22 protein-coding genes are annotated in these 19021 nt (G+C 69.7%); 12 read left to right on the top strand and 10 right to left on the bottom strand.

Features of this window, described 5'->3' with window-relative positions; genetic code table 11:
• Positions 1–95: 95 nt before the first annotated feature.
• Genes C8P66_RS19870 through C8P66_RS19920 form a run of 11 tightly spaced genes read left to right on the top strand, consistent with a single transcriptional unit; the run spans position 96 to position 8507 of the window.
• Positions 96–1286, top strand: a complete 1191-nt coding sequence (locus C8P66_RS19870; protein ID WP_111400032.1) for an acetate/propionate family kinase — start codon at positions 96–98, stop codon at positions 1284–1286.
• A complete protein-coding gene (gene fabI, locus C8P66_RS19875) occupies positions 1283–2056 on the top strand; it encodes an enoyl-ACP reductase FabI (protein ID WP_111400033.1) in 774 nt (257 codons plus the stop codon). The genes C8P66_RS19870 and fabI overlap by 4 nt, the downstream gene beginning before the upstream one ends.
• A gap of 36 nt (positions 2057–2092) precedes the next feature.
• Positions 2093–3529 carry a F0F1 ATP synthase subunit beta gene (atpD, locus tag C8P66_RS19880; protein ID WP_111400034.1) on the top strand — a complete coding sequence of 479 codons (1437 nt, stop codon included), beginning with the start codon at positions 2093–2095 and terminating at the stop codon, positions 3527–3529.
• Complete coding sequence (locus tag C8P66_RS19885; RefSeq protein WP_111400035.1) at positions 3526–3945, top strand: F0F1 ATP synthase subunit epsilon; 420 nt, start codon at positions 3526–3528, stop codon at positions 3943–3945. Before atpD ends, C8P66_RS19885 begins: the two co-directional genes overlap by 4 nt.
• Positions 3942–4223, top strand: a complete 282-nt coding sequence (locus tag C8P66_RS19890; RefSeq protein WP_111400036.1) for an AtpZ/AtpI family protein — start codon at positions 3942–3944, stop codon at positions 4221–4223. The genes C8P66_RS19885 and C8P66_RS19890 overlap by 4 nt, the downstream gene beginning before the upstream one ends.
• Positions 4220–4477, top strand: coding sequence for an N-ATPase subunit AtpR (locus tag C8P66_RS19895; RefSeq protein WP_158537325.1), 258 nt, complete (start codon positions 4220–4222; stop codon positions 4475–4477). Before C8P66_RS19890 ends, C8P66_RS19895 begins: the two co-directional genes overlap by 4 nt.
• A gap of 1 nt (position 4478) precedes the next feature.
• The gene (locus tag C8P66_RS19900) at positions 4479–5180 is read left to right on the top strand and encodes a F0F1 ATP synthase subunit A (RefSeq protein WP_111400038.1); all 702 of its coding nucleotides are present in this window, start codon (positions 4479–4481) and stop codon (positions 5178–5180) included.
• Positions 5177–5416, top strand: coding sequence for a F0F1 ATP synthase subunit C (locus tag C8P66_RS19905; RefSeq protein ID WP_111400039.1), 240 nt, complete (start codon positions 5177–5179; stop codon positions 5414–5416). Before C8P66_RS19900 ends, C8P66_RS19905 begins: the two co-directional genes overlap by 4 nt.
• 4 nt (positions 5417–5420) lie before the next feature.
• Positions 5421–6173, top strand: coding sequence for a F0F1 ATP synthase subunit delta (locus C8P66_RS19910; protein ID WP_158537326.1), 753 nt, complete (start codon positions 5421–5423; stop codon positions 6171–6173).
• Positions 6166–7662: a F0F1 ATP synthase subunit alpha gene (locus C8P66_RS19915; RefSeq protein WP_111400041.1), complete on the top strand. Its 1497-nt coding sequence runs from the start codon at positions 6166–6168 to the stop codon at positions 7660–7662. The genes C8P66_RS19910 and C8P66_RS19915 overlap by 8 nt, the downstream gene beginning before the upstream one ends.
• Entirely contained in the window at positions 7659–8507 is an 849-nt protein-coding gene (locus C8P66_RS19920; RefSeq protein WP_111400042.1) for a F0F1 ATP synthase subunit gamma, read from the top strand. The genes C8P66_RS19915 and C8P66_RS19920 overlap by 4 nt, the downstream gene beginning before the upstream one ends.
• Here C8P66_RS19920 and C8P66_RS19925 read toward each other — a convergent pair.
• From C8P66_RS19925 to C8P66_RS19960, 8 genes are read right to left on the bottom strand one after another with little or no spacing between them, the layout of a single operon-like run.
• Positions 8464–9360, bottom strand: coding sequence for an NAD(P)-dependent oxidoreductase (locus C8P66_RS19925; protein WP_111400043.1), 897 nt, complete (start codon positions 9358–9360; stop codon positions 8464–8466). The genes C8P66_RS19920 and C8P66_RS19925 overlap by 44 nt on opposite strands.
• Before the next feature lie 19 nt (positions 9361–9379).
• On the bottom strand, positions 9380–10117 hold the full coding sequence (locus tag C8P66_RS19930) for an ABC transporter ATP-binding protein (RefSeq protein ID WP_245903695.1): 738 nt from the start codon (positions 10115–10117) through the stop codon (positions 9380–9382).
• Positions 10107–10835 (bottom strand): ABC transporter ATP-binding protein, encoded by a 729-nt coding sequence (locus C8P66_RS19935; protein WP_111400045.1) that lies wholly within the window; start codon positions 10833–10835, stop codon positions 10107–10109. The genes C8P66_RS19930 and C8P66_RS19935 overlap by 11 nt, the downstream gene beginning before the upstream one ends.
• Entirely contained in the window at positions 10832–11815 is a 984-nt protein-coding gene (locus C8P66_RS19940) for a branched-chain amino acid ABC transporter permease (protein ID WP_111400046.1), read from the bottom strand. The genes C8P66_RS19935 and C8P66_RS19940 overlap by 4 nt, the downstream gene beginning before the upstream one ends.
• Positions 11812–12693, bottom strand: coding sequence for a branched-chain amino acid ABC transporter permease (locus C8P66_RS19945; protein WP_111400047.1), 882 nt, complete (start codon positions 12691–12693; stop codon positions 11812–11814). The genes C8P66_RS19940 and C8P66_RS19945 overlap by 4 nt, the downstream gene beginning before the upstream one ends.
• Positions 12694–12697: 4 nt before the next feature.
• On the bottom strand, positions 12698–13972 hold the full coding sequence (locus C8P66_RS19950) for an amino acid ABC transporter substrate-binding protein (protein ID WP_111400048.1): 1275 nt from the start codon (positions 13970–13972) through the stop codon (positions 12698–12700).
• A 42-nt stretch (positions 13973–14014) separates the two neighbouring features.
• Complete coding sequence (locus C8P66_RS19955; protein ID WP_111400049.1) at positions 14015–14923, bottom strand: dioxygenase family protein; 909 nt, start codon at positions 14921–14923, stop codon at positions 14015–14017.
• A gap of 44 nt (positions 14924–14967) precedes the next feature.
• The gene (locus C8P66_RS19960; protein WP_111400050.1) at positions 14968–15696 is read right to left on the bottom strand and encodes a polysaccharide deacetylase family protein; all 729 of its coding nucleotides are present in this window, start codon (positions 15694–15696) and stop codon (positions 14968–14970) included.
• Positions 15697–15827: 131 nt separating this feature from the next.
• Here C8P66_RS19960 and C8P66_RS19965 point away from each other — a divergent pair, with 131 nt between their 5' ends.
• A complete protein-coding gene (locus C8P66_RS19965) occupies positions 15828–16862 on the top strand; it encodes a uroporphyrinogen decarboxylase family protein (RefSeq protein ID WP_111400051.1) in 1035 nt (344 codons plus the stop codon).
• Here the strand turns inward: C8P66_RS19965 and C8P66_RS19970 are convergent.
• Both C8P66_RS19970 and C8P66_RS19975 read right to left on the bottom strand, forming a co-directional pair.
• A complete protein-coding gene (locus C8P66_RS19970) occupies positions 16859–17752 on the bottom strand; it encodes an NAD(P)-dependent oxidoreductase (protein ID WP_111400052.1) in 894 nt (297 codons plus the stop codon). The two genes, C8P66_RS19965 and C8P66_RS19970, sit on opposite strands and share 4 nt — an antisense overlap.
• A 34-nt stretch (positions 17753–17786) precedes the next feature.
• Positions 17787–18992 carry an MFS transporter gene (locus C8P66_RS19975; RefSeq protein ID WP_111400053.1) on the bottom strand — a complete coding sequence of 402 codons (1206 nt, stop codon included), beginning with the start codon at positions 18990–18992 and terminating at the stop codon, positions 17787–17789.
• Positions 18993–19021: the final 29 nt, after the last annotated feature.

Genomic DNA, 19021 nt, shown 5'->3' on the forward strand with positions numbered 1-19021 from the left:
AAAACCATCCCGACACCGCCGCCGCGCCGTGATCCTGGCATGCCAGGATCACGGCGTCAGGCACTGCAGAAGCAGCATCTGAACGGTAGGGCAGCATGAGCGGGCAGTTGCTGCTGACCTTCAATCCCGGGTCGTCGAGCATCAAGATCGGGCTGTTCATTGCGCGCGACGGCGTGGCGCAACGCATCGGCAAGGGCCAGGTGGATCTGCAGCAGCGCCCGCTGACGCTGACGATCGAGAGCACGACACGGGAACACATCCTGCTCGAAGCCGGGATCACCGAGGATCTGCATGAAGTGCTGGACGAGGTCCTGCGCTGGCTCGGCACCCACTTCCCACTGCAAAAACTCGGGCTGGTCGGCCATCGCGTGGTGCATGGCGGCGACATCTTCGCAGGCCCTGTCGGCATCGATGAGGCGAATCTCGCGGCCATCGCCGGCCTCGTGACCTTGGCGCCGCTGCACCAGCCGCAAAGCCTGCGGCTGATCCGCGCCATCCGGCATCTGCGCCCCGGCCTGCGGCAGACCGCATCCTTCGACACCGCCTTCCACCGCACGCAGAGCGAGATGATCCGCCGCTTCGCGATCCCGCGGCATCTCCACGACAAGGGGATCAAGCGCTACGGCTTCCATGGCCTGTCCTACACCTACATCGCCCAGGCGCTGCAGCAGCGGGCGCCGGATGTCGCGGCGGGGCGCGTCGTCGTGGCGCATCTCGGCAGCGGCGCCAGCCTCTGCGCGCTGCGGGGCGGGCTGAGCCAGGACAGCTCCATGGGCTTCTCCACGCTCGACGGGATACCGATGAGCACGCGCTGCGGCGCGCTGGACCCAGGGGTACTGCTCCACCTGCTGGACGACCATCGGATGATGCCGGCGCAGCTGGAGGATATGCTTTACCACAGCTGCGGTCTGCTCGGCCTGTCCGGCATCAGCGGCGACAGCCGGGTGCTGCTCGCCTCCGAGGCGCCGGAAGCGCGGGAGGCAATCGCGGTCTTCGCCTTCCGCGTTGCGCGTGAGATCGCGGCCCTGACCAATACCCTCGGCGGGCTCGATGCGATCGTCTTCACCGCCGGCATCGGCGAACACCAGCCGGAAATCCGCCAGGCCATCTGCGACCACCTCGGCTGGCTCGGCGTCTCGCTCGATGCGGGCGCGAATGCCGCCGGCCAGCCTCGGCTGGAGGCGGCCGGCAGCACCGTCGCCGTGCTCGTGCTCGCAACCGACGAGGAGCAGGTGATCGCCGACGACGCCCTCTACATCCTCAACCACGAAATGAGCGCGCCATGACCCAGATCATCGATCTTGCTGGCAAGCGCGGCCTCGTCGTCGGCATCGCCAATGCCCACAGCATCGCCCATGGCTGCGCCGAGGCGCTCCGTGCGGCGGGGGCGGAACTTGCGGTCACCTATCTGAACGAGAAGGCCGAACCCTTCGTCCGCCCGCTGGCCGAGGCCCTTGGCGCCACGCTGTGCCTGCCTTGCGACGTGCGCGCCCCGGGGCAGCTCGAAGCCGTGTTCGCGCGGATCGCCGAGACCTGGGGCAAGCTCGATTTCGTGCTGCATTCCATCGCCTTCGCCCCGCGCGAGGATCTGGCGACCGGCCTCGTGAACTGCTCGGCGGAGGGCTTCGCGCTGGCGATGGATGTCTCCTGCCATTCCTTCATCCGCATGGCCCGCCTGTCGCAGCCGCTGATGACCGATGGCGGCTGCCTGATGACGGTCACCTTCTTCGGCTCCAACCGCGTCGTGGAGAACTACAATCTGATGGGTCCGGTGAAGGCCGCGCTGGAGTCCAGCGTCCGCACCCTCGCCGTCGATCTGGCCGCGAGCCGCATCCGCGTGCATGCGCTTTCCGCCGGCCCCGTGAAGACGCGCGCGGCTTCCGGCATCGGACGCTTCGATGAATTGCTGGAGCGCGCGGTGGAGCGCACCCCCGCACATCAGCTTGTCACCATCGAGGAAATCGGCCGTGTCGCCGCCTTTTTGGCCAGCGACGGCGGCAAACCCCTCACCGGCTCCGTCACCTATGTCGATGGCGGGGCGCATGTGATGGCGTGAACCATGTTAGAATGCGGGTCTGAACCGGAGCGTGATATGCCGCAAGCCTCGACAGACCCGGTAAAGCTGACCGGCTCGGTCCTGGCCGTCCGCGGCGCGGCCCTCGACATCCGTTTCGCCGATGGCGGGTTGCCGCAGATCGAGGAAGCCCTGCGCATCGCCCGGCCCGGCGCCGAGGATGTGCTGCTGGAGGTGCAGAGCCACCTCGACCGGCACAGCATCCGCGCCATCGCGATGAATTCCACCGAGGGTCTGCAACGCGGCGCCAAGGTGCTGGCGACCGGCGCACCGCTGACCACGCCTGTGGGGGATGCGGTGCTGGGCCGGCTGCTGGACGTGACCGGGGCGGTGCGCGATTTCGGCCCGCCGCTGCCGCCCGATACGCCCATCTGGCCGATCCACCGCGCGCCACCACCGCTTGCCGAACAGAATGCCGCCACCGGCATGTTCGAGACCGGCATCAAGATGATCGACCTGCTGGTGCCGCTGGCCCAGGGCGGCAAGGCGGCGATGTTCGGCGGCGCCGGTGTCGGCAAGACCGTGCTGGTGATGGAGTTGATCCGCGCCATGGCGGAGCGCTACCACGGCACCTCGGTCTTCGCCGGCATCGGCGAACGTTCGCGTGAGGGACACGAACTTCTCACCGACATGACGGAATCCGGCGTGCTCGCGCGCACGGTGCTGGTCTATGGCCAGATGAACGAGCCGCCAGGCGCGCGCTGGCGCGTCGGGCTCACCGCGCTGACCATCGCCGAATATTTTCGCGACGTGCAGCACAAGAACGTGCTGCTTCTGATGGATAATGTGTTTCGTTTTGTCCAGGCGGGCAGCGAGGTTTCGGGGCTGCTCGGCCGCCCGCCCTCACGCGTCGGCTACCAGCCGACCCTGGCCAGCGAGGTCGCGGGGTTGCAGGAACGCATCGCCTCCGTGGCCGGTGCCGCGATCACGGCGATCGAGGCCGTCTACGTCCCCGCCGATGACTTCACCGATCCCGCGGTCACCGCCATCTCCGCGCATGTGGACAGCATGATCGCGCTCTCCCGCTCCATGGCGGCGGAGGGCATGTATCCCGCGATCGACCCGCTCACCTCCGCCTCCGTCCTGCTCGATCCCACCGTGGTGGGGGTGGAGCATGACACACTCGCCGCCCGCGCCCGCCAGGTACTGGCGCGCTACAAGGAATTGCAGGACGTCATCGCCTTGCTCGGCGTCGAGGAACTTGGCGCGGCGGACCGTCAGGCGGTGATCCGCGCGCGCCGGCTGCAACGCTTCCTCACCCAGCCCTTCGGCGTCACCGAGGCTTTCACCGGCACGCCCGGACAATCGGTGCCGCTGGCGGAGACGCTGGCGGGGGCGAAGGCGATCCTCGATGGCGAAACGGATGACTGGGCCGAAAGCTCGCTCTACATGATCGGCGGGCTGGATCAGGGGCGGCAGAAGGAGGCCGCGCGCCAGAAGGCGAACGCATCATGAAGCTGCTGCTCACCGACCCCGTCCATGTGCTCGCCGAGCATGATGACGTCGTCTCCCTGCGCGCCGCCGATGCAAGCGGCGGCTTCGGCATCCGGCCCGGGCATGCCGACCTGCTGACGGTGCTGAGCGTCTCCGTGGTCTCCTGGCGGCACCAGGACGGCCACACGGGCTGCTGCGCCGTGCGCGGCGGCATCCTGACCGTGCGCGGCGGCAAGGAGATCGCCATCGCGACCCGTGAGGGCCAGCTTGGCGACAGCCCCGAGGCGCTGGAGACGACCGTCCTCGCGACCTTCCTGGCCGCCGCGGAGACGGAGCGGACCGAACGCGTCGCCGCGACCAGGATGCAGATGAGCGCGGTGCGGGAGATCGTCCGCATCCTGCGCTCCAGCCAGGGCCGTTCGGTGCTGTCGCCATGACCGAACAGCCGGACAAGGACCCTCTGTTCCGTTCCGTGCAGCAGCACGCCGCGCGCGAACGGCGGGCGCGCAAGCAGGGGCCGCCGGGCGTGGGCGCCTATCTGGCGCAGATCGGCACGCTCGGCTGGATGATCGTGACGCCGGGATTGCTGGCCATGTTCCTCGGCCGCTGGATCGATCGCTCGTTCGGCACCGGCATCTTCTGGACCGCGCCGCTGATGATGTTCGGCATCGGTCTCGGCTGCTGGTCGGGATGGAAATGGATGCACCGGCAATGATGGCGCTGACCGATCCGCTCTGGGCCCTGGCCGGCCTGCTGCTCGGCGCGGTGCATTTCTCCACGCTGCGCCACAACACCGGGCTGTATCTGACCGGCGGCATGGCGGCGGCGGTGGCGTTGCATCTGGCGCGGATGGTCATCGTGGTCGCGGGGCTGGTGCTGGTGGGGATGCGTGGCGCCTGGCCGCTGATCTTCGCACTCGGGGGGCTGCTGCTGGCCCGCTCCTGGATTGTCCGGCCGGAGCGCCGCTGAGATGATGGATTCGCCGCTTTCGACCCATCTCGCCTTCACCCTCGGCCCTGTGCCGATCAGCACGACGGTGCTGACGACCTGGGGGATCATGGCGGCCCTGGCCGCCGCCGCCTGGGCGGTGACGCGGCGGCTCACGATGCGGCCCGGGACCGCGCAGGCCTGCCTGGAACTGGTGGTGGAGACGATCCAGGGGCAGATCCACGACACCATGCACACCGCCTCCACGCTGTTCCTCCCGCTGATCGGCACGCTGTTCCTGTTCATCCTGGCGGCGAACTGGTCGTCCATGGTGCCGGGGATCGAGCCGCCGACCGCCAAGATCGAAACCGATGCGGCCCTGGCGCTGATCGTCTTCCTCTCGGTTGTCGGCTTCGGTATCCAGGCCCGCGGGCTCGGCGGGTATCTACGCAGCTTCGCCTATCCCAACCTGTTCCTGGTGCCGATGAACCTGCTGGAACAGTTCACCCGGACCTTCGCGCTGGTGGTCCGACTGTTCGGCAATGTGATGAGCGGTGTCTTCATCATCGCCATCCTGTTGTCGCTGGTCGGGCTGCTGGTGCCGGTGCCGCTGATGGCGCTCGAATTGCTGACAGGTGCAGTCCAGGCCTACATCTTCGCCGTACTGGCCATGGTCTTCATCAGCGGCGCCATCGAGGAAAAGCCGTCCGACGCGGCGCAACAGCAAGAGGACACAGCATCATGATCGAGATCGCCAGCATCATCGCCGCGGCCTTCGCCGTGTCCTTCGGGGCGATCGGGCCGGCCCTGGGGCAGGGGCGCTCGGTGGCCGCCGCCCTGGATGCCATCGCCCGCCAGCCGGAAGCCGCCAATGTCATCTCCCGCACGCTCTTCGTCGGCCTGGCGATGATCGAGACGACGGCGATCTACTGCCTCGTCGTATCGCTGCTGCTGCTCTTCGCCAATCCCTTCCGGGGCTAGACGCGTGCAGATCGACTGGTGGACGTTCGGTCTGCAGACCATCAATGTCCTCGTCCTGATCTGGCTGCTGCAGCGTTTCCTCTTCCGGCCGGTGAAGGCGATCATCGACGCGCGCCGCGACGCCTCGGAAAAGCTGCTGGCGGATGCGGAGGCGGCGCGCAACGCGGCACAGGAGGCGGTCGCGGCCATTGAGGCGCGCCGGAAGGACTTCTCCAAGGAAGGCGAAGCCATCCTGGCCGCCGCCCAGGCCACCGCGCTGACCGAACGCGCCAACATGCTGGAACAGGCCAGGCAGGAGGCGGCACGCATCGAGACCGAGGCGCACAAGATCCTGGCGCGCGAACGCGAGACCCAGCGGCATGAGTTGGAAGCCCAGGCCGGCGAACTTGCCGTCGTCATGGCCCGCCGCCTGCTCGATCTGCTGCCCGCCGACACCGTCACGGCGGCGCTGCTGGAGGCGCTGGCGCAGGACCTCGCGGCCCTGCCGGCCGAGGCGCGGCGGGAGCTGGCCGCCGCCGAGCGGCCCGTCGTGGTGACCACCGCAACCGCCCTGTCCGCCGACGCGCAGACCGCCTGGCAGGAGCGCCTGACGCAGCTCCTGGGCAAGGACGCCCGTTTCACCTTCGGTGAGGACCCCGGGCTGATCGCCGGCGCCACGTTGCAAGGGCCGCATACGCTGCTGCGCCGGAACTGGCGGGCCGATCTGGACCGCCTCGGCCGGTCGCTCACCATGCCGGTGCCTCCCAGCCATGAGTGAGACCTGGATCGAGACCGCCCGCCAGCAGGTGGCCGCGGCCGACCTCACGCCGCAGCAGGAGGAGATCGGCCGCGTCGAGCGGATCGGCGACGGCATCGCCCTGATCTCCGGCCTGCCGAGCGTGCGGCTGTCGGAGGTGCTGGTCTTCGACAAGGGCCAGCGCGGCTTCGCCCATGTGCTGGAGCACGACCGCATCGGCTGCGTGCTGCTCGACGAGACCGGTGGCATCGAGGCCGGCGACATCGTGCGCGGCACCGGCGAGGTGCTGCGCGTCCCGATCGGCCCCGGCCTGCTCGGCCGCATCGTCGATCCGCTGGGCCGTCCGCTGGATGGCGGCGCCCCGGTCGAGGCCGAGGCCCACGAGCCCATCGAACGCCCCGCCCCCGGCATCATGGAACGCGACCTGGTCACCGAGCCGGTGCAGACCGGGCTGCTGGTGGTCGATGCGCTCTTCGCGCTCGGGCGCGGACAGCGGGAGCTGATCGTCGGCGACCGCACCACCGGCAAGACCTCGGTCGCCGTCGATACCGTCATCGCGCAGAAAGCGAGCGACCTGATCTGCGTCTATATCGCGGTCGGCCAGAAATCCTCGACCGTCGCGCGGCTGATCGCGGCGATCCGCGAACATGGCGCGCCGGAACGCTGCATCTTCGTCGTGGCCGGCGGCGCCGATGCGCCGGGGCTGCAATGGGTCGCCCCCTTCGCCGGCTTCACCATGGCCGAGTATTTCCGCGACCGCGGCCAGCATGCGCTGGTGGTGGTGGACGATCTGACCAAGCATGCCGCGACCCATCGGGAAATCGCGCTGCTGACCGGCCAGCCGCCGGGGCGCGAGGCGTTTCCGGGCGACATCTTCTACCTCCATGCCCGGCTGCTGGAACGTGCCGGAAAAATGTCGGCGGCCAAGGGCGGCGGCTCGCTCACCGCTCTGCCGATCGCGGAGACCGAGGCGGGCAACCTCAGCGCCTATATCCCGACCAACCTCATCTCCATCACCGATGGCCAGATCGTGCTGGATGCGATGCTGTTCCATGAGGGCCAGAAGCCCGCCGTGGATGTCGGCACCAGCGTCAGCCGGGTCGGCGGCAAGACCCAGGCGCCGGCGCTGCGCCATGCCAGCGGCACGCTGCGGCTGGACTACGCGCAGTTCCTGGAATTGGAGAGCTTCACCCGCTTCGGCGGCATGTCCGATGCGCGTGTGAAGGCGCAGCTCGCCCGCGGCGCGCGCATGCGGAGTCTGCTGACCCAGCCTCGCTTCGCCACGCTGCGGCTGGTGGATGAGGTCGCGCTGACCGTCGCCTTGAAGGAAGGCGTGCTGGATACGTTGGCCCCGGCGGCGGTGGCCAGTTTCCGCCACGCCCTGCCCGCATGGCTCGACCAGCAGGCGGCGGCGGTGGTGGAGGAGGTGCAGCGGAGCCACGCGCTCTCCGATACCGCCCAGACCAGCCTGCTCGTGGTGCTGCGCCACCTCGCGGAGCAGCATGCGTGACCGGGCAGCTCGCGGATGTCTCGGCCCGGCTCGGCACCGTGCGGCAGCTCGACACGGTGGTGGGCGCGATGCGTGGCATGGCCGCGGCGCGGGCGCAGCAAAGCCGCAACCTGCTGCCCGCGATCCGCACCTATGCCGATGTCGTCGCCGGGGCGCTGGCGCAGGCGCTGCGGTTGCTGCCGGCCGGGCTGCCCGATCGCACGCAGCCGTCCGGCCATGGCGCGCTGGTGGTGTTCTGCGCCGAGCAGGGCTTTGCCGGCGCCTTCAGCGAAGCTGTGCTGGACACGCTGACGGGTGAGCCCGCCGCGACCGAGATCTTCCTGATCGGCGCGCGCGGCGTCAGCCGTGCCGAGGAACGCGGCCTGCACCCGGTCTGGACCGCGGGCATGGTGCCGCATGTCGATGGGCTGGCCGGGCTGGCGCAGCGGCTGGGTGAGGCGCTCTACACCGGCATCCGGGAACGGCACCTGGCCCGCATCGCCCTGGTGCTGCCCAACTGGACCCAGCGCGAAGGGCTGCATGTGGAGCACCGCGCCCTGCTGCCGCTGGATCCGCGCCGCTTCGCGCGCCCGCTCTCGGGCTATCCGCCGCTGATCAATCTCGCCCCGGCCGCGCTGATCGAGGGGCTGGCCGAGGAATACGTGCATGCGCAGCTGCGCGAGGCCGTGACCATCGCCTTCGCCGCCGAGAATGAGGCGCGCATGTCCACCATGGCCGCGGCGCGCAGCAACATCGAACGCATGCTGGGCGAACTCGGCGCGAAGGAACGCCAGCTGCGCCAGGATGGCATCACCGCCGAGGTCATTGAATTGGCCGGCGGGCGGCGGGCGATGCTGTCAGGCTGAAGAAATCCAGCCCACCCTCACCGCAGGCCTGCCGCGCGGCATAGTGCTCCCGCACCAGCGCGACCAGAGGCTGCGCGATCCCCGCCTCCCGCGCCACGCCGAGCGCGAGGTCCAGGTCCTTGGACAGCAGGTCGATCGAGGCGGCGGGAGTCCAGTCCTCCCGCTTGATCGCATCGGCCTTGTAGGCGAGCAGCGGCGTGCCGACGACGCTCTGCCCCAGCGCATCGACGATGACATCGCGCGGCAGGCCGAGGCGCGTGCCGAAGGCCAGCGCCTCGCCCAGCAGCGCCGGCATGGCGGCGACGACGAGGTTCACCAGCAGCTTCAGCACCCGCGCCTCCTCCGCCAGCCCCAGATGCAGCCGCCGCGCGCCCAGCACATCCAGCGCGGGGCCGCAGCGTTCCAGCGCCGCGACCGGGCCGGAGCAGAACAGGGTCAATTGCCCGGTCGCCGCCGTCACCGTGCTGCCGGAGACCGGGCAGCGCAGATAGCCCGCCCCGCCCGCCGCCAGCGCCGCCGCGACCTCGGCCGAGGCGGCGGGCGAGACGGTGCTGAGATCGACATGCACGAGCCCCGGCCCCGCCGCGCCGGCCACGCCATCGGGCCCGCCGACCACCGCGCGCAAAGCCGCATCATCCGGCACCATGGAGAAGCTGAGCGCCGCCCCCCGGATCGCGGCGGCGGGGCGTGCCGCGGCCTCGGCGCCCTCGGCGACCAGTTGCACGACGCGGCGGGGATCGCGGTCGCAGACCACCAGCGCGGCGCCGGCGCCGAGCAGCCGGCGCGCCATCGGCAGGCCCATGTTGCCCACGCCGATCCAGGCGATCCGTATCCCTTCGAGCGGTCCGGCCATCGCGTGTCTCCCTGCTGTATCAGGAACCGAAATAGAGGTTCCGCACGAGTTGGTTCTCGTTCAGCTCGGCGGCCGAGGCCGCGGCGTATTCGATCCGGCCATGCACCAGCACATAGCCGCGATCGGCGATGCGGACGGCCTGGGGAAAATTCTGCTCCGCCATTAGCACCGTCAGGCCGAGGCGGCGCTGCAACTCGGCGATCTTGTCCATGGTGCGCGCGACCAGCAGCGGCGCGAGGCCAACCGAGGGCTCATCCACCAGCAACAGCCGCGGTTCGGCCATGATGGCGCGGGCCAGCGCGACCATCTGCTGCTCGCCGCCGCTCATGGTGCCGGTGGCCTGGCGGCGGCGTTCCTTGAGGCGAGGAAAGCAATCGTAGCAGAATTCCAGATTGGCCAGGCGCTTCGGTCGCGCGGCGGCGCGCCAGGCGCCGAGCAGCAGATTCTCCTCGACCGAGAGCAGCGGGAACAGCCGCCGCCCCTCCGGCACCAGCACGATGCCGAGTTCCACGATCTCCTCGGGCGAATGGCCGATCAGGTCGATCTCCTGCCCGTCAAGCGTCGCGCGGATGCTGCCCTGAGAGGGGCGCACGAGGCCCATCACGCAATGCATCAGCGTGGACTTGCCATTGCCATTGGTGCCCAGCAGCGCGACGGTCTCGCCCGGCGCCACCGTGAGACCGACATCCTCCAGCACCCGCACCGCGCCATAGCCCGCGTGCAGCCCGGTGATGGTGAGCGAGGCGCTACCGGCCAAGATAGGCTTCCTCGACATCCTGCATGGCGAGCACCTCATTGGGGTCGCCATCGGCGATCTTGTTGCCGGCGACGAAGACGACGAGGCGTTGGGAGAATTCGCGGACCGCGCGCATCACATGCTCGATCATGATGATGGTGGTGCCGGCGGCATTGAGGCGGAACAGCAGTTCCAGCATCTGCGCCACCTCGGTATGCGACAGCCCGGCCATCGCCTCATCGGCCACCAGCAAGCGCGGGCGCAACGCGATGGCGCGGGCGATCTCCAGCCGCCGCAGATCCACCTGGGTCAATTCGCGCGGGTGTTGGGCGGCGCGGCCGGCAAGCTCCACCTGTTCCAGGCAGGCCATGGCGCGCGCGCGGGCCTCGGCCGGCGAGGTTTCCCGCGCTGGGCCGAACAGCAGCGGCACGGTCACATTCTCCAGCACCGACAGGCTGTTGAAGGGGCGCGGCAATTGGAAGGTGCGGGCCAGGCCGAGATGCCCGCGCCGGTGCGGCGCAAGCCCGGCCATCGGCTTGCCGTCGAAGATGAAGCGCCCCTCATGCGCCGGGAAACTGCCGCCGAGGCAGTTCACGAAGGTGCTCTTGCCCGAGCCATTCGGTCCGATCAGACCGAGCCGCTCACCGGCGCGCACTTCAAGGTCGATGCCGTTCAGCGCGACGAAGCCGCCGAAGCGCTTGCCGACGCCCTCGGCGCGCAGCAGGATCTCGCCGCTCACCGGTGGCGCCCGCCACGGATCAGCCCGACGATGCCGCGCGGCGCCGCGGCCGCGAAGATCACGAGCACGACACCAACGATCATCAGATTGGCCGCCGAGGAAATCGTCACCGTCGCCGCCTGTTGCAGCGAGGCCAGCAGCACCGCGCCGATCACCGGCCCGAACCAGGTGCCGGCGCCGCCGATCAGCGGCATGGCGATGGCATTGACCGAGAAGGCGAGGCCGAAGGCGGCCTCCGGATTCAGATAGCCGGTGTAATGCGACAGCGGCGCCCCCGCGACGGCCATCAACGCGCCGCTCAGCGTGGTGGCAACGAGTTTCAGCCGCAGCGTGGGCACGCCCGCGGCCTCGGCCGCGCGTTCATCGTCGCGCAAAGCGGCAAGCCCCATGCCGAGGCGCGAGCCCTCGATCCCCCGCGCGATGCCGACGCCGATGACCGCCAGCACCAGCATCACGACGAACAGATACTCGCCATAGCTGACGAAGGGCGGGATCGAGGCCGGGCGCAGCACATAGGCGCCGCGCGAGCCGCCGACAAAGCTCCAGTTCACCACGATGGTATGCAGCAGCACCGCGAGGCTGAGCGTGGCGATGGCGAAATACACACCCTTCAGCCGCAGCGCGAGCCAGCCGGTGCCTAAGCCCAGCAGCCCGCCGATGCAGGCGGCGGCGGCGATGCAGGGCAGCAGGTCGAGGCCGAAGGCTTTTCGGAGTGCCACGGTGGTATAGGCGCCAACGGCGAGAAAGCCCGCCGCGCCGAAATTCACATAGCCCGCATAGCCGCCAAGGATGTTCCAGGCGGTGGCGAGCAGCACGTATTGCAGGATGAAGTAGCCGGCGAACCAAGCGTATTCATTGTCGAGCACCCGGAAGCCCGCGACCAGCGCGAGGCACAGCAGCGCCGCCCCGCCCCAAAAGGCGATATGGCCGGCGGGCAGGGCGGGGCGGGGCCGGAGGGCCGCCTCGGTCTTGACCGTCACGCCGCGCGTCCGAACAGGCCCTGCGGCCGGAAGGCCAGCACCAGCAGCAGCGCGCCGAAGGCCACCGCCGGCGACCAGGACGGGCCATAGAAGGCAGCGGTGACATTCTCGGCCACGCCAAAGGCCAGGGCCGCCAGCACGCAGCCCGACAGGCTCGCCATGCCGCCCATGATGACGATGGCGAAGACGCGGCCGATGAAGACATGGCCCGACCAGGGATCGATCGGCTGCACCACCACCAGCGCCCCGCCCGCGAGCCCGGCCAGCGCCACCGAGATGCCGAAGGCGAAGCGCTTGATCCGCACCGGATCGATGGCGAGCAGGCGCAGCGCCTCCGGGTCCTGCGCCACGGCGGCGATGGCCCGGCCGGTGAAGGTCGTCCGCAGATACAGCGCCAGCGCCCCGATCGTGGCCAGTGCCGACGCCCCAGGCACCAGCATCCGCAAGGGTAGGTCGATATCGCCGAAGTAGTAGGTGATGCTGGCGTAGGATGGATCGACGTAGCGCTGGTCGGCGCCGAAGACCATCACCAGCCCGACCTCGATGATGAACATGACGCCGAAGAAGAAGGCGAGGCCGTGCAGCGCCTGATCCCCCCGGCGTTCGAAGAAGTGGTGGTAAGCGGTGTAGATCCCCGCCCCCAGCAACCAGAAACCCGGTGCCAGCAGCACGGCCGACAACAGCGGATCGAGCCCGAGCCCGCCCGAGACCACCACCACCGCGAAGGCGCCCAGCACCACCAGCGCCGGATGCGCGATGTTGACGATATCCAGCATGCCGAAGGAGATCGCGAGGCCCGCCGCCGCGGCAGCATAAAGGCTGCCGAGCAACAGGCCCGAGATGATGGCATTCACCAGGAGCGCGAGTTCGGGGTCCATGTCGTCAGGTCGCGCTGGCGCCGTAGGGTCCGCGCAGCTCGCCCGATTTGTAGCGTGGCGGATAGAGGATCACCTGCGTGCCCGGGCGCGCGAAGCGTTCCAGATTGCCATCGGTGACGCCCTGATACTGGACGTAGAGGTTGCGCTCCTCCGTCCATTCCCCGAGCGCGTCGAATGTCAGCGGCCCGATCACCGTGTCGAACGCGTTCGCGTGCATGTCGGCGGCCAGTGCTGCCTGGTCGATCCTGCCGACACGCTTCACCGCCTGCTCCAGCACCTGCATCTGCGAATAGGCCAGCGGCGGCACGTAGAGGCCGAGCGCATCGGTCTGTTCCCGCGCCGCGACCTCGCGATACCGTCGCAGCAGGGATTCCACACCCGGGAACTGCATCGTCGGCTCGGGGGCATAGACGTCCCAGGTGACGAGGTTGTTGAGGATGGGCCCCAACTGCGCCTTCAGCGCCGAGATCTGCGGCCCGATCATCGCGCCGCCGAACATGCGCGCCGACATGCGCAGCTCGCTCGCCGAGCGCAGCAGCCCGACCGAATCCGGCGGGTAGGAGCCGATGTAGACAAGATCCGGCCGTGCCGCCTGGATCGAGCGCATGATGGGCGAGAAATCCACCGTGCCCGGCGGATAGGAGCGGTCATAGACCACCCGCAGCCCATGCTGCCGCGCCAGGAAGCGCGCGCTTTCCGCGGTCCGCTGCGGGAAGTCGGAGTCCAGCGCCGCGATGGCAATGGTGCGCGGCTTCGGATCCATCGCCATGGCGATGTCGAAAAAGCCCTTGGCGAAGGTCTCCTTCACCTGGCTGCCCACGGGGCAGATGTTGAAGTGCCTGTCGTAGCGGAACTCATGGTTCACGCCGGTGCCAAGCAGGGTCACGATCGTCATGCCGCGCTGCATCACGATCGGCATGGCCGGCGCGATGATCGCGGTGGCATAGCCCGAAACGACCAGATCGACCTTATCGACGTCGATCAGCTTGGTGTAGATGCCGGGCACCTGCGCGCCATTGCTCTGGTCGTCGTAATGCACGAGCTCCACGGGCCGGCCGAGAAGCCCGCCGCGCGCATTCACGTCATCCGCCCAGATCCGGTGCGTGGCCAGCGCCGGCCGGCCATTGCCGGCGAGCCCGCCCGACAGCGACATGGAATAGCCGATGCGGAGGGGCGGGCCCGAGGGCGCCTGCGCCGCGGCCGGGCGGATGCCGGATGCGGCGGCGAGCCCGGTCGCGGCCGTAAGCTGGCCGAGACTCCGGCGGGTGATCTTTGTCATCTTCTTGTCCTCCCAAGCGTTGTCTGCGGTCCCGTGGCGCCCTCAGCCAGAGGCGGGCATCAGCTTCGACGGGTCGGAACCCACGCGCCCGCCCCCTTCCTCCGTCTCACGCGAGAGGCAGAAGTCGTAGCGGATGCTCGGTACCGCCGGGTCCGGCGCGCCCTCCACACCCACGGCCGGGCTGATGACGAGGGAGCGCGACACGCCAAACACCGTGTCGCTGTCCACATGTTCGTCATCGGCGAAATAGAGCGCCGTCACCAATTCCCGGTACTCGGGGGCCGAGATCAGGAAGTGGATATGCGCCGGGCGATAGCCATGCCGGTGCTGCCGGTTGATGAGGTCGCCCACCGGCCCGTCCATGGGGATCATGTAGCCAAGCGGCCTGACCGTGCGGAAGCGAAAGCGGCCCTCGGCATCGCAGCGGAACTGGCCGCGCATGTCCATCACCGTGGGGTCGTGCGCCTGAAGGTCATAGGCGCCCTCGGCGTCGGTCTGCCAGACATCGACCTGCGCGCCCGGCACGCCCTTGCCGGCGGCATCCGTGACCTGGCCGAAGATCATGATCTCCTCGCCCTGGCCGATCTTGGCGATGCTGTCGCCCAGCGCGATCTTCGGTGCCTGCTCACGGAAGAACGGGCCGAGCAGGCTGGTCTCCGTCCCCGCCGCCTCGCGCCCCGTCACGTCATGCATGACGTTCACCAGGCGGCTCAGCCCCAGCACGTCCGACAACAGGATGAACTCCTGCCGGTACGGGGTGCAGGCCTGGCCCACGGCGGTCATGAAGGCGATGCCCGCGAGCCATTCGTCCGGCTTGAGATTCACCTCCCGCGCGAAGTCATGCAGATGGCGCACCGCGGCGTCGGCGATTTCGCGCAGCCGCGCATCGGGCGTATCGGCCATCTGCGCCAGCACCGCCTCGGTGATGCCTGCGCTGTCGAGATCCTGCATCGCATCCTCCTGCTTTGCTCCGCCAGAGCGGAGCGTCCTTTTGCTCAAGCCTGCGCGTCCGCGCCCAGTCTGGTCAATGAAGCCGGGGCCACCCAATCCCCCAGCCGTCCCGATGGCACGCCCCGCCGGATGGCGAGGCAGGCATCGGGAAAATCCTGCCGGAAGCTGGCGCCCGCATCGGCAAGCCGCCCGAGAAAGCGGTCCAGATGCCGCATCGCCCCGTTCGGCAGGTCATGCAGGACCAGCACCGCATGATCCTGCGCGAGGCACATCGCCAGCGCCCGATCCGGCCAGTGCTCCGCGTCCTTCCAGTCGCCGGGGACGGCGTTCCACAGGGCGCAGGTGTAGCGGTCGCGGAGCAGGTAATCGCGGGCCTCGACGCTCAGCAGGTGCGGCCCCAGATGGCCGCCGCCGCCGACCGGGCGGAACAGGCGGTCGGGGTGCGCCAGATCGCCGATCAGCGCCTGGGTGCGGCCGATCTCCGCCTCGGCATGGCCCGGCGGGCGATCGCCGAGCGGCCCGGCATGGGTATAGGTGTGGTTGCCGATCCAATGGCCCTCGGCATGGGCTTGCGCCGCGATCGCCCGCCGCGCCGGATCTTCGAGCTTCTGGCCGATCACGAAGAAGGTCGCGTGCAGGCCACGGCGACGCAGCACGTCGAGCACGCCCGGGGTCGCCTCCGGCTCCGGCCCATTGTCGAATGTCAGGGTGACCAGGGGTGCCGGCGTGTTCACCGCGTCACGTCCCGGCTCGTGGCGGTGTGCATGGACCATTTCTCCTGGGAGGGAGATTTTCCCGACAAAACACGTCTGTCAACGCATTTTGTCGGTCTTGTGTGTTCGGCGCCGCGGCGGCAGGCTCCGGCCGGAACAGGGCGCCGCCCGAGCCCAGAGGAAACCGACCCATGGCTGATATGCTGCTGCCCACCACCGTCGTTGGCAGCTACCCGCAGCCCGATTGGCTGGTGAACCGCGAGGTGCTGGCCAAGAACCTCGTGCCCCGCGTCCGCATGCGCGACATCTGGCGCGTGGCCGAGCCGGTGCTGGAAGGGGCGCAGGATGACGCGACCCTCATCGCCATCCGCGACATGGAGCGCGCCGGGATCGACATCATCACCGATGGCGAGATGCGGCGCGAAAGCTACTCCAACCGCTTCGCCTTGGCGCTGGAGGGGGTGGATGTGGACACCCCCGCCTCCGTCATGGGCCGCGCCGGCAAATCCACGCTGGTGCCCCGCGTGATCGGCGCGATCCGCCGCATGCGGCCGGTTGAGGTGCGTGACGTGCAGTTCCTGCGCGCCAATACCGACAAGAAGATCAAGATCACCCTGCCCGGCCCCTTCACCCTCGCCCAGCAGGCCAAGGACGAGTTCTACGGCGACGAGGAAGCCCTCGCCATGGCCTATGCCGCCGTGGTGGCCGAGGAAGCCCGCGACCTGAAGGCCGCCGGTGCCGACATCATCCAACTCGACGAGCCTTGGCTCCAGGCGCGGCCGGAGCAAGCGCGGCGCTATGGGGTGAAGGCGATCAACCGGGCGCTGGAGGGGGTGCCGGGGCCGACCATCGTGCACCTCTGCTTCGGCTACGCCGCCATCGTGCAGGACAAGCCGAGCGGCTATTCCTTCCTGCCGCAACTGGCCGATTGCATCGCCGACCAGATCTCGATCGAGGCGGCACAGCCGCATCTGGACCTCGGCGTGCTCCGCGAATTGTCGGGCAAGACGATCCTGCTGGGCGTGCTCGACCTCGGCAGCCACCAGGTCGAGACCGCGGAGGAGGTCGCCGCCCGCATCCGCGAGGGGCTGAAGCATTTGCCCGCCGAGCGGCTGGTTCCGGCGCCGGATTGCGGCATGAAGTACCTGCCGCGCGAACGGGCGTTCGGGAAGCTCAAGGCCCTGGCCGAAGGGGCCGCGATCGTGCGGCGGGAGTTGGAAGGCTAGGCCATCCGCGCCGCATAGGCATCAAGCACCGCATCGGCGGTATAGGCCCCCCGCGCCGCGAACTCGGCGCGCAGCCCAAGTGCGGCCGAGGCGCGTAGCCGTGCCGCGGTCGCCACCGTCATCACCGGGTCCAGCCCAAGTTCCCTCAGGCCCTCGATCACCCCATCCATCTCGACGGCGCGGCGCTCGGCGTGCAGCACATCGGTGCGGACGCACATGTCCACGAAGGTGCTGAAGCTTGTGGCATCCATCGGCCCGCAGATGCCGCGCAACGCCTCCTGCCGCACCCCGGCGGCCGAGGCGGCGGTCAGCGCCTCCATCACCAGCGCCTCGATCCCCTTGGTCACCACGCTGCGGAGCATTTTCACGGCCGCGGCTGTGCCGGCCTCGGGCCCGGCATCCTCGATGACGAGCCCCAGGGGCGCGAAGGTCGCGATGAACCGCGCCATGCCGCTGCCCGAGCAATAGAGCGGCACCGCCGGGCCATACAGCCCGACCGCGCCCATCAGATTGGCATCGACATACTGCCCGCCACGCGCCGCCACGGCCTCGGCGACCAGGCGCTTGGCGCTGGGGGTGGCGGCGTTGATGTCCACGACCAGCGCGCCCGGCCGGGCGGCGGCGGCGATGGCCTGGCCGACCCCGGCCGCCGTCGCCACCACCACCGCCGAGACGATGATGTCCGCGGCGGCGGCCAGCGCCTCCAGGCTGTCCACGAGCCTCGCCCCATGGGCGGCCACGCTGGCGCGGAAGGCGGGCGAATAGGGCGGCCGGTTGGTCGCGCCCTCGCAGAAGACCAGCATCCCGGCCACGCCCTGGCCGGAAAAATGCCGGGCGAAGCATTGCGCGGCCTCGCCGAAGCCGACGAAGCCGATGACGGGGTGGCTCATGCTGCCTGCTCCGATAAAGGGTGGGTGAATCGGTTCATCTGTGGTCGCGCCGCCGCAACTGCCGGTTCAGCACCACCACCAGCAGCGGGGCGAGCCAGGCCAGCGCGATGCTCAGCCCGGCAAGCCCGCCCATCCCGGCCAGCCCGCCCCCCGGCGCCTCATGCAGCACCAGGGTCGAGCAGGCGGCGCCGGCGGCCTGGCCCAGGCTGGTGGCGGCGGCCACGAGGCATTGGTAGGTCATCCGCTCCGAAGGCTGGGCGACGCGGGTGGCGCTGGCCTGCGCCACCGTGCTGCGCGCCAATTGCCCCGCCAGCACCGCGCCGAGCAGCGGCACCGCGACCAGCGGCGGCAGCGGCACCATGAAGGCGGCGACCAGCAGCACCGTCAGCAGCGCCCCCACCCCCAGCGAGGCCTGCAAGGTGCCGATGCGGTCCATGACCCAGCCGGTGACGCGGGTGGTGACCAGCGCCATCCCGCCGCCGAACAGATACATCGCCCGCAACCCGGCCTCGCCGACCCCGGCATTGCCCAGCGCGAAGCCGCTCAGATGCGGCGCGATCAGCAGGCTGGCGAAGGAGGCCGCGCCGATCAGCGCCAACCCGGTCAGGCTTTCGGCGCGCAGCAGCAGCCGCAGCAGGCTGGCCGGGGTGACCTTCGGCCCGGGCTCGGCCGCCCGCGCCGGCCGCTGCATCCGCCAGGCCGGCAGCAGCAGCGCGAGGCAGGCCGCCCCCAGGACCAGCACGGGGATGCGCCACCCCCCCGCCGAGGCCGACAGCAACAGCGCAAAGGGCAGGCCCAGCACCAGCGCCAGCCCGTAGGAGCCGACGATCGCGCTCACCACCCGGTTGCGCCGGTCCTCGGAGACCGCCTCGGCCGCGATCGTCACCACCGCCGCCATCAGCGGCCCGGCGCAGAGGCCGGAAAGGAACCGCGCCAGCAGCAGCCAGCGGAAATCGGGCGCGAGCCCGGCCGCGACCATCCCCAGCCCGAGCCCGCCGAGCGAGCCGACCAGCGCCCCCCGCCGGCTCCAGCGCCCGAGGAACAGCGCCCCCGCCAGCCCGCCGATCCCCGCGGCGGCGGTATAGACCGTGCTGGTCAGCGCCGCGTCCTGCAGCGGCACCCCCAGATCCCGCGCCAAAAACGGCCCCAGCGGGAAGACGATCACCGCCCCCATCGCATTGACGAAGGCGATGGCGCCGAGAACGGCAATCGTCGCAACACTGCTTCCAAATCGCGGCATGAGCCGATATGAACCGGTTCATCAAGAGG

The organism is Humitalea rosea, assembly GCF_003253705.1.
In the GTDB taxonomy this organism is placed as follows: domain Bacteria; phylum Pseudomonadota; class Alphaproteobacteria; order Acetobacterales; family Acetobacteraceae; genus Humitalea; species Humitalea rosea.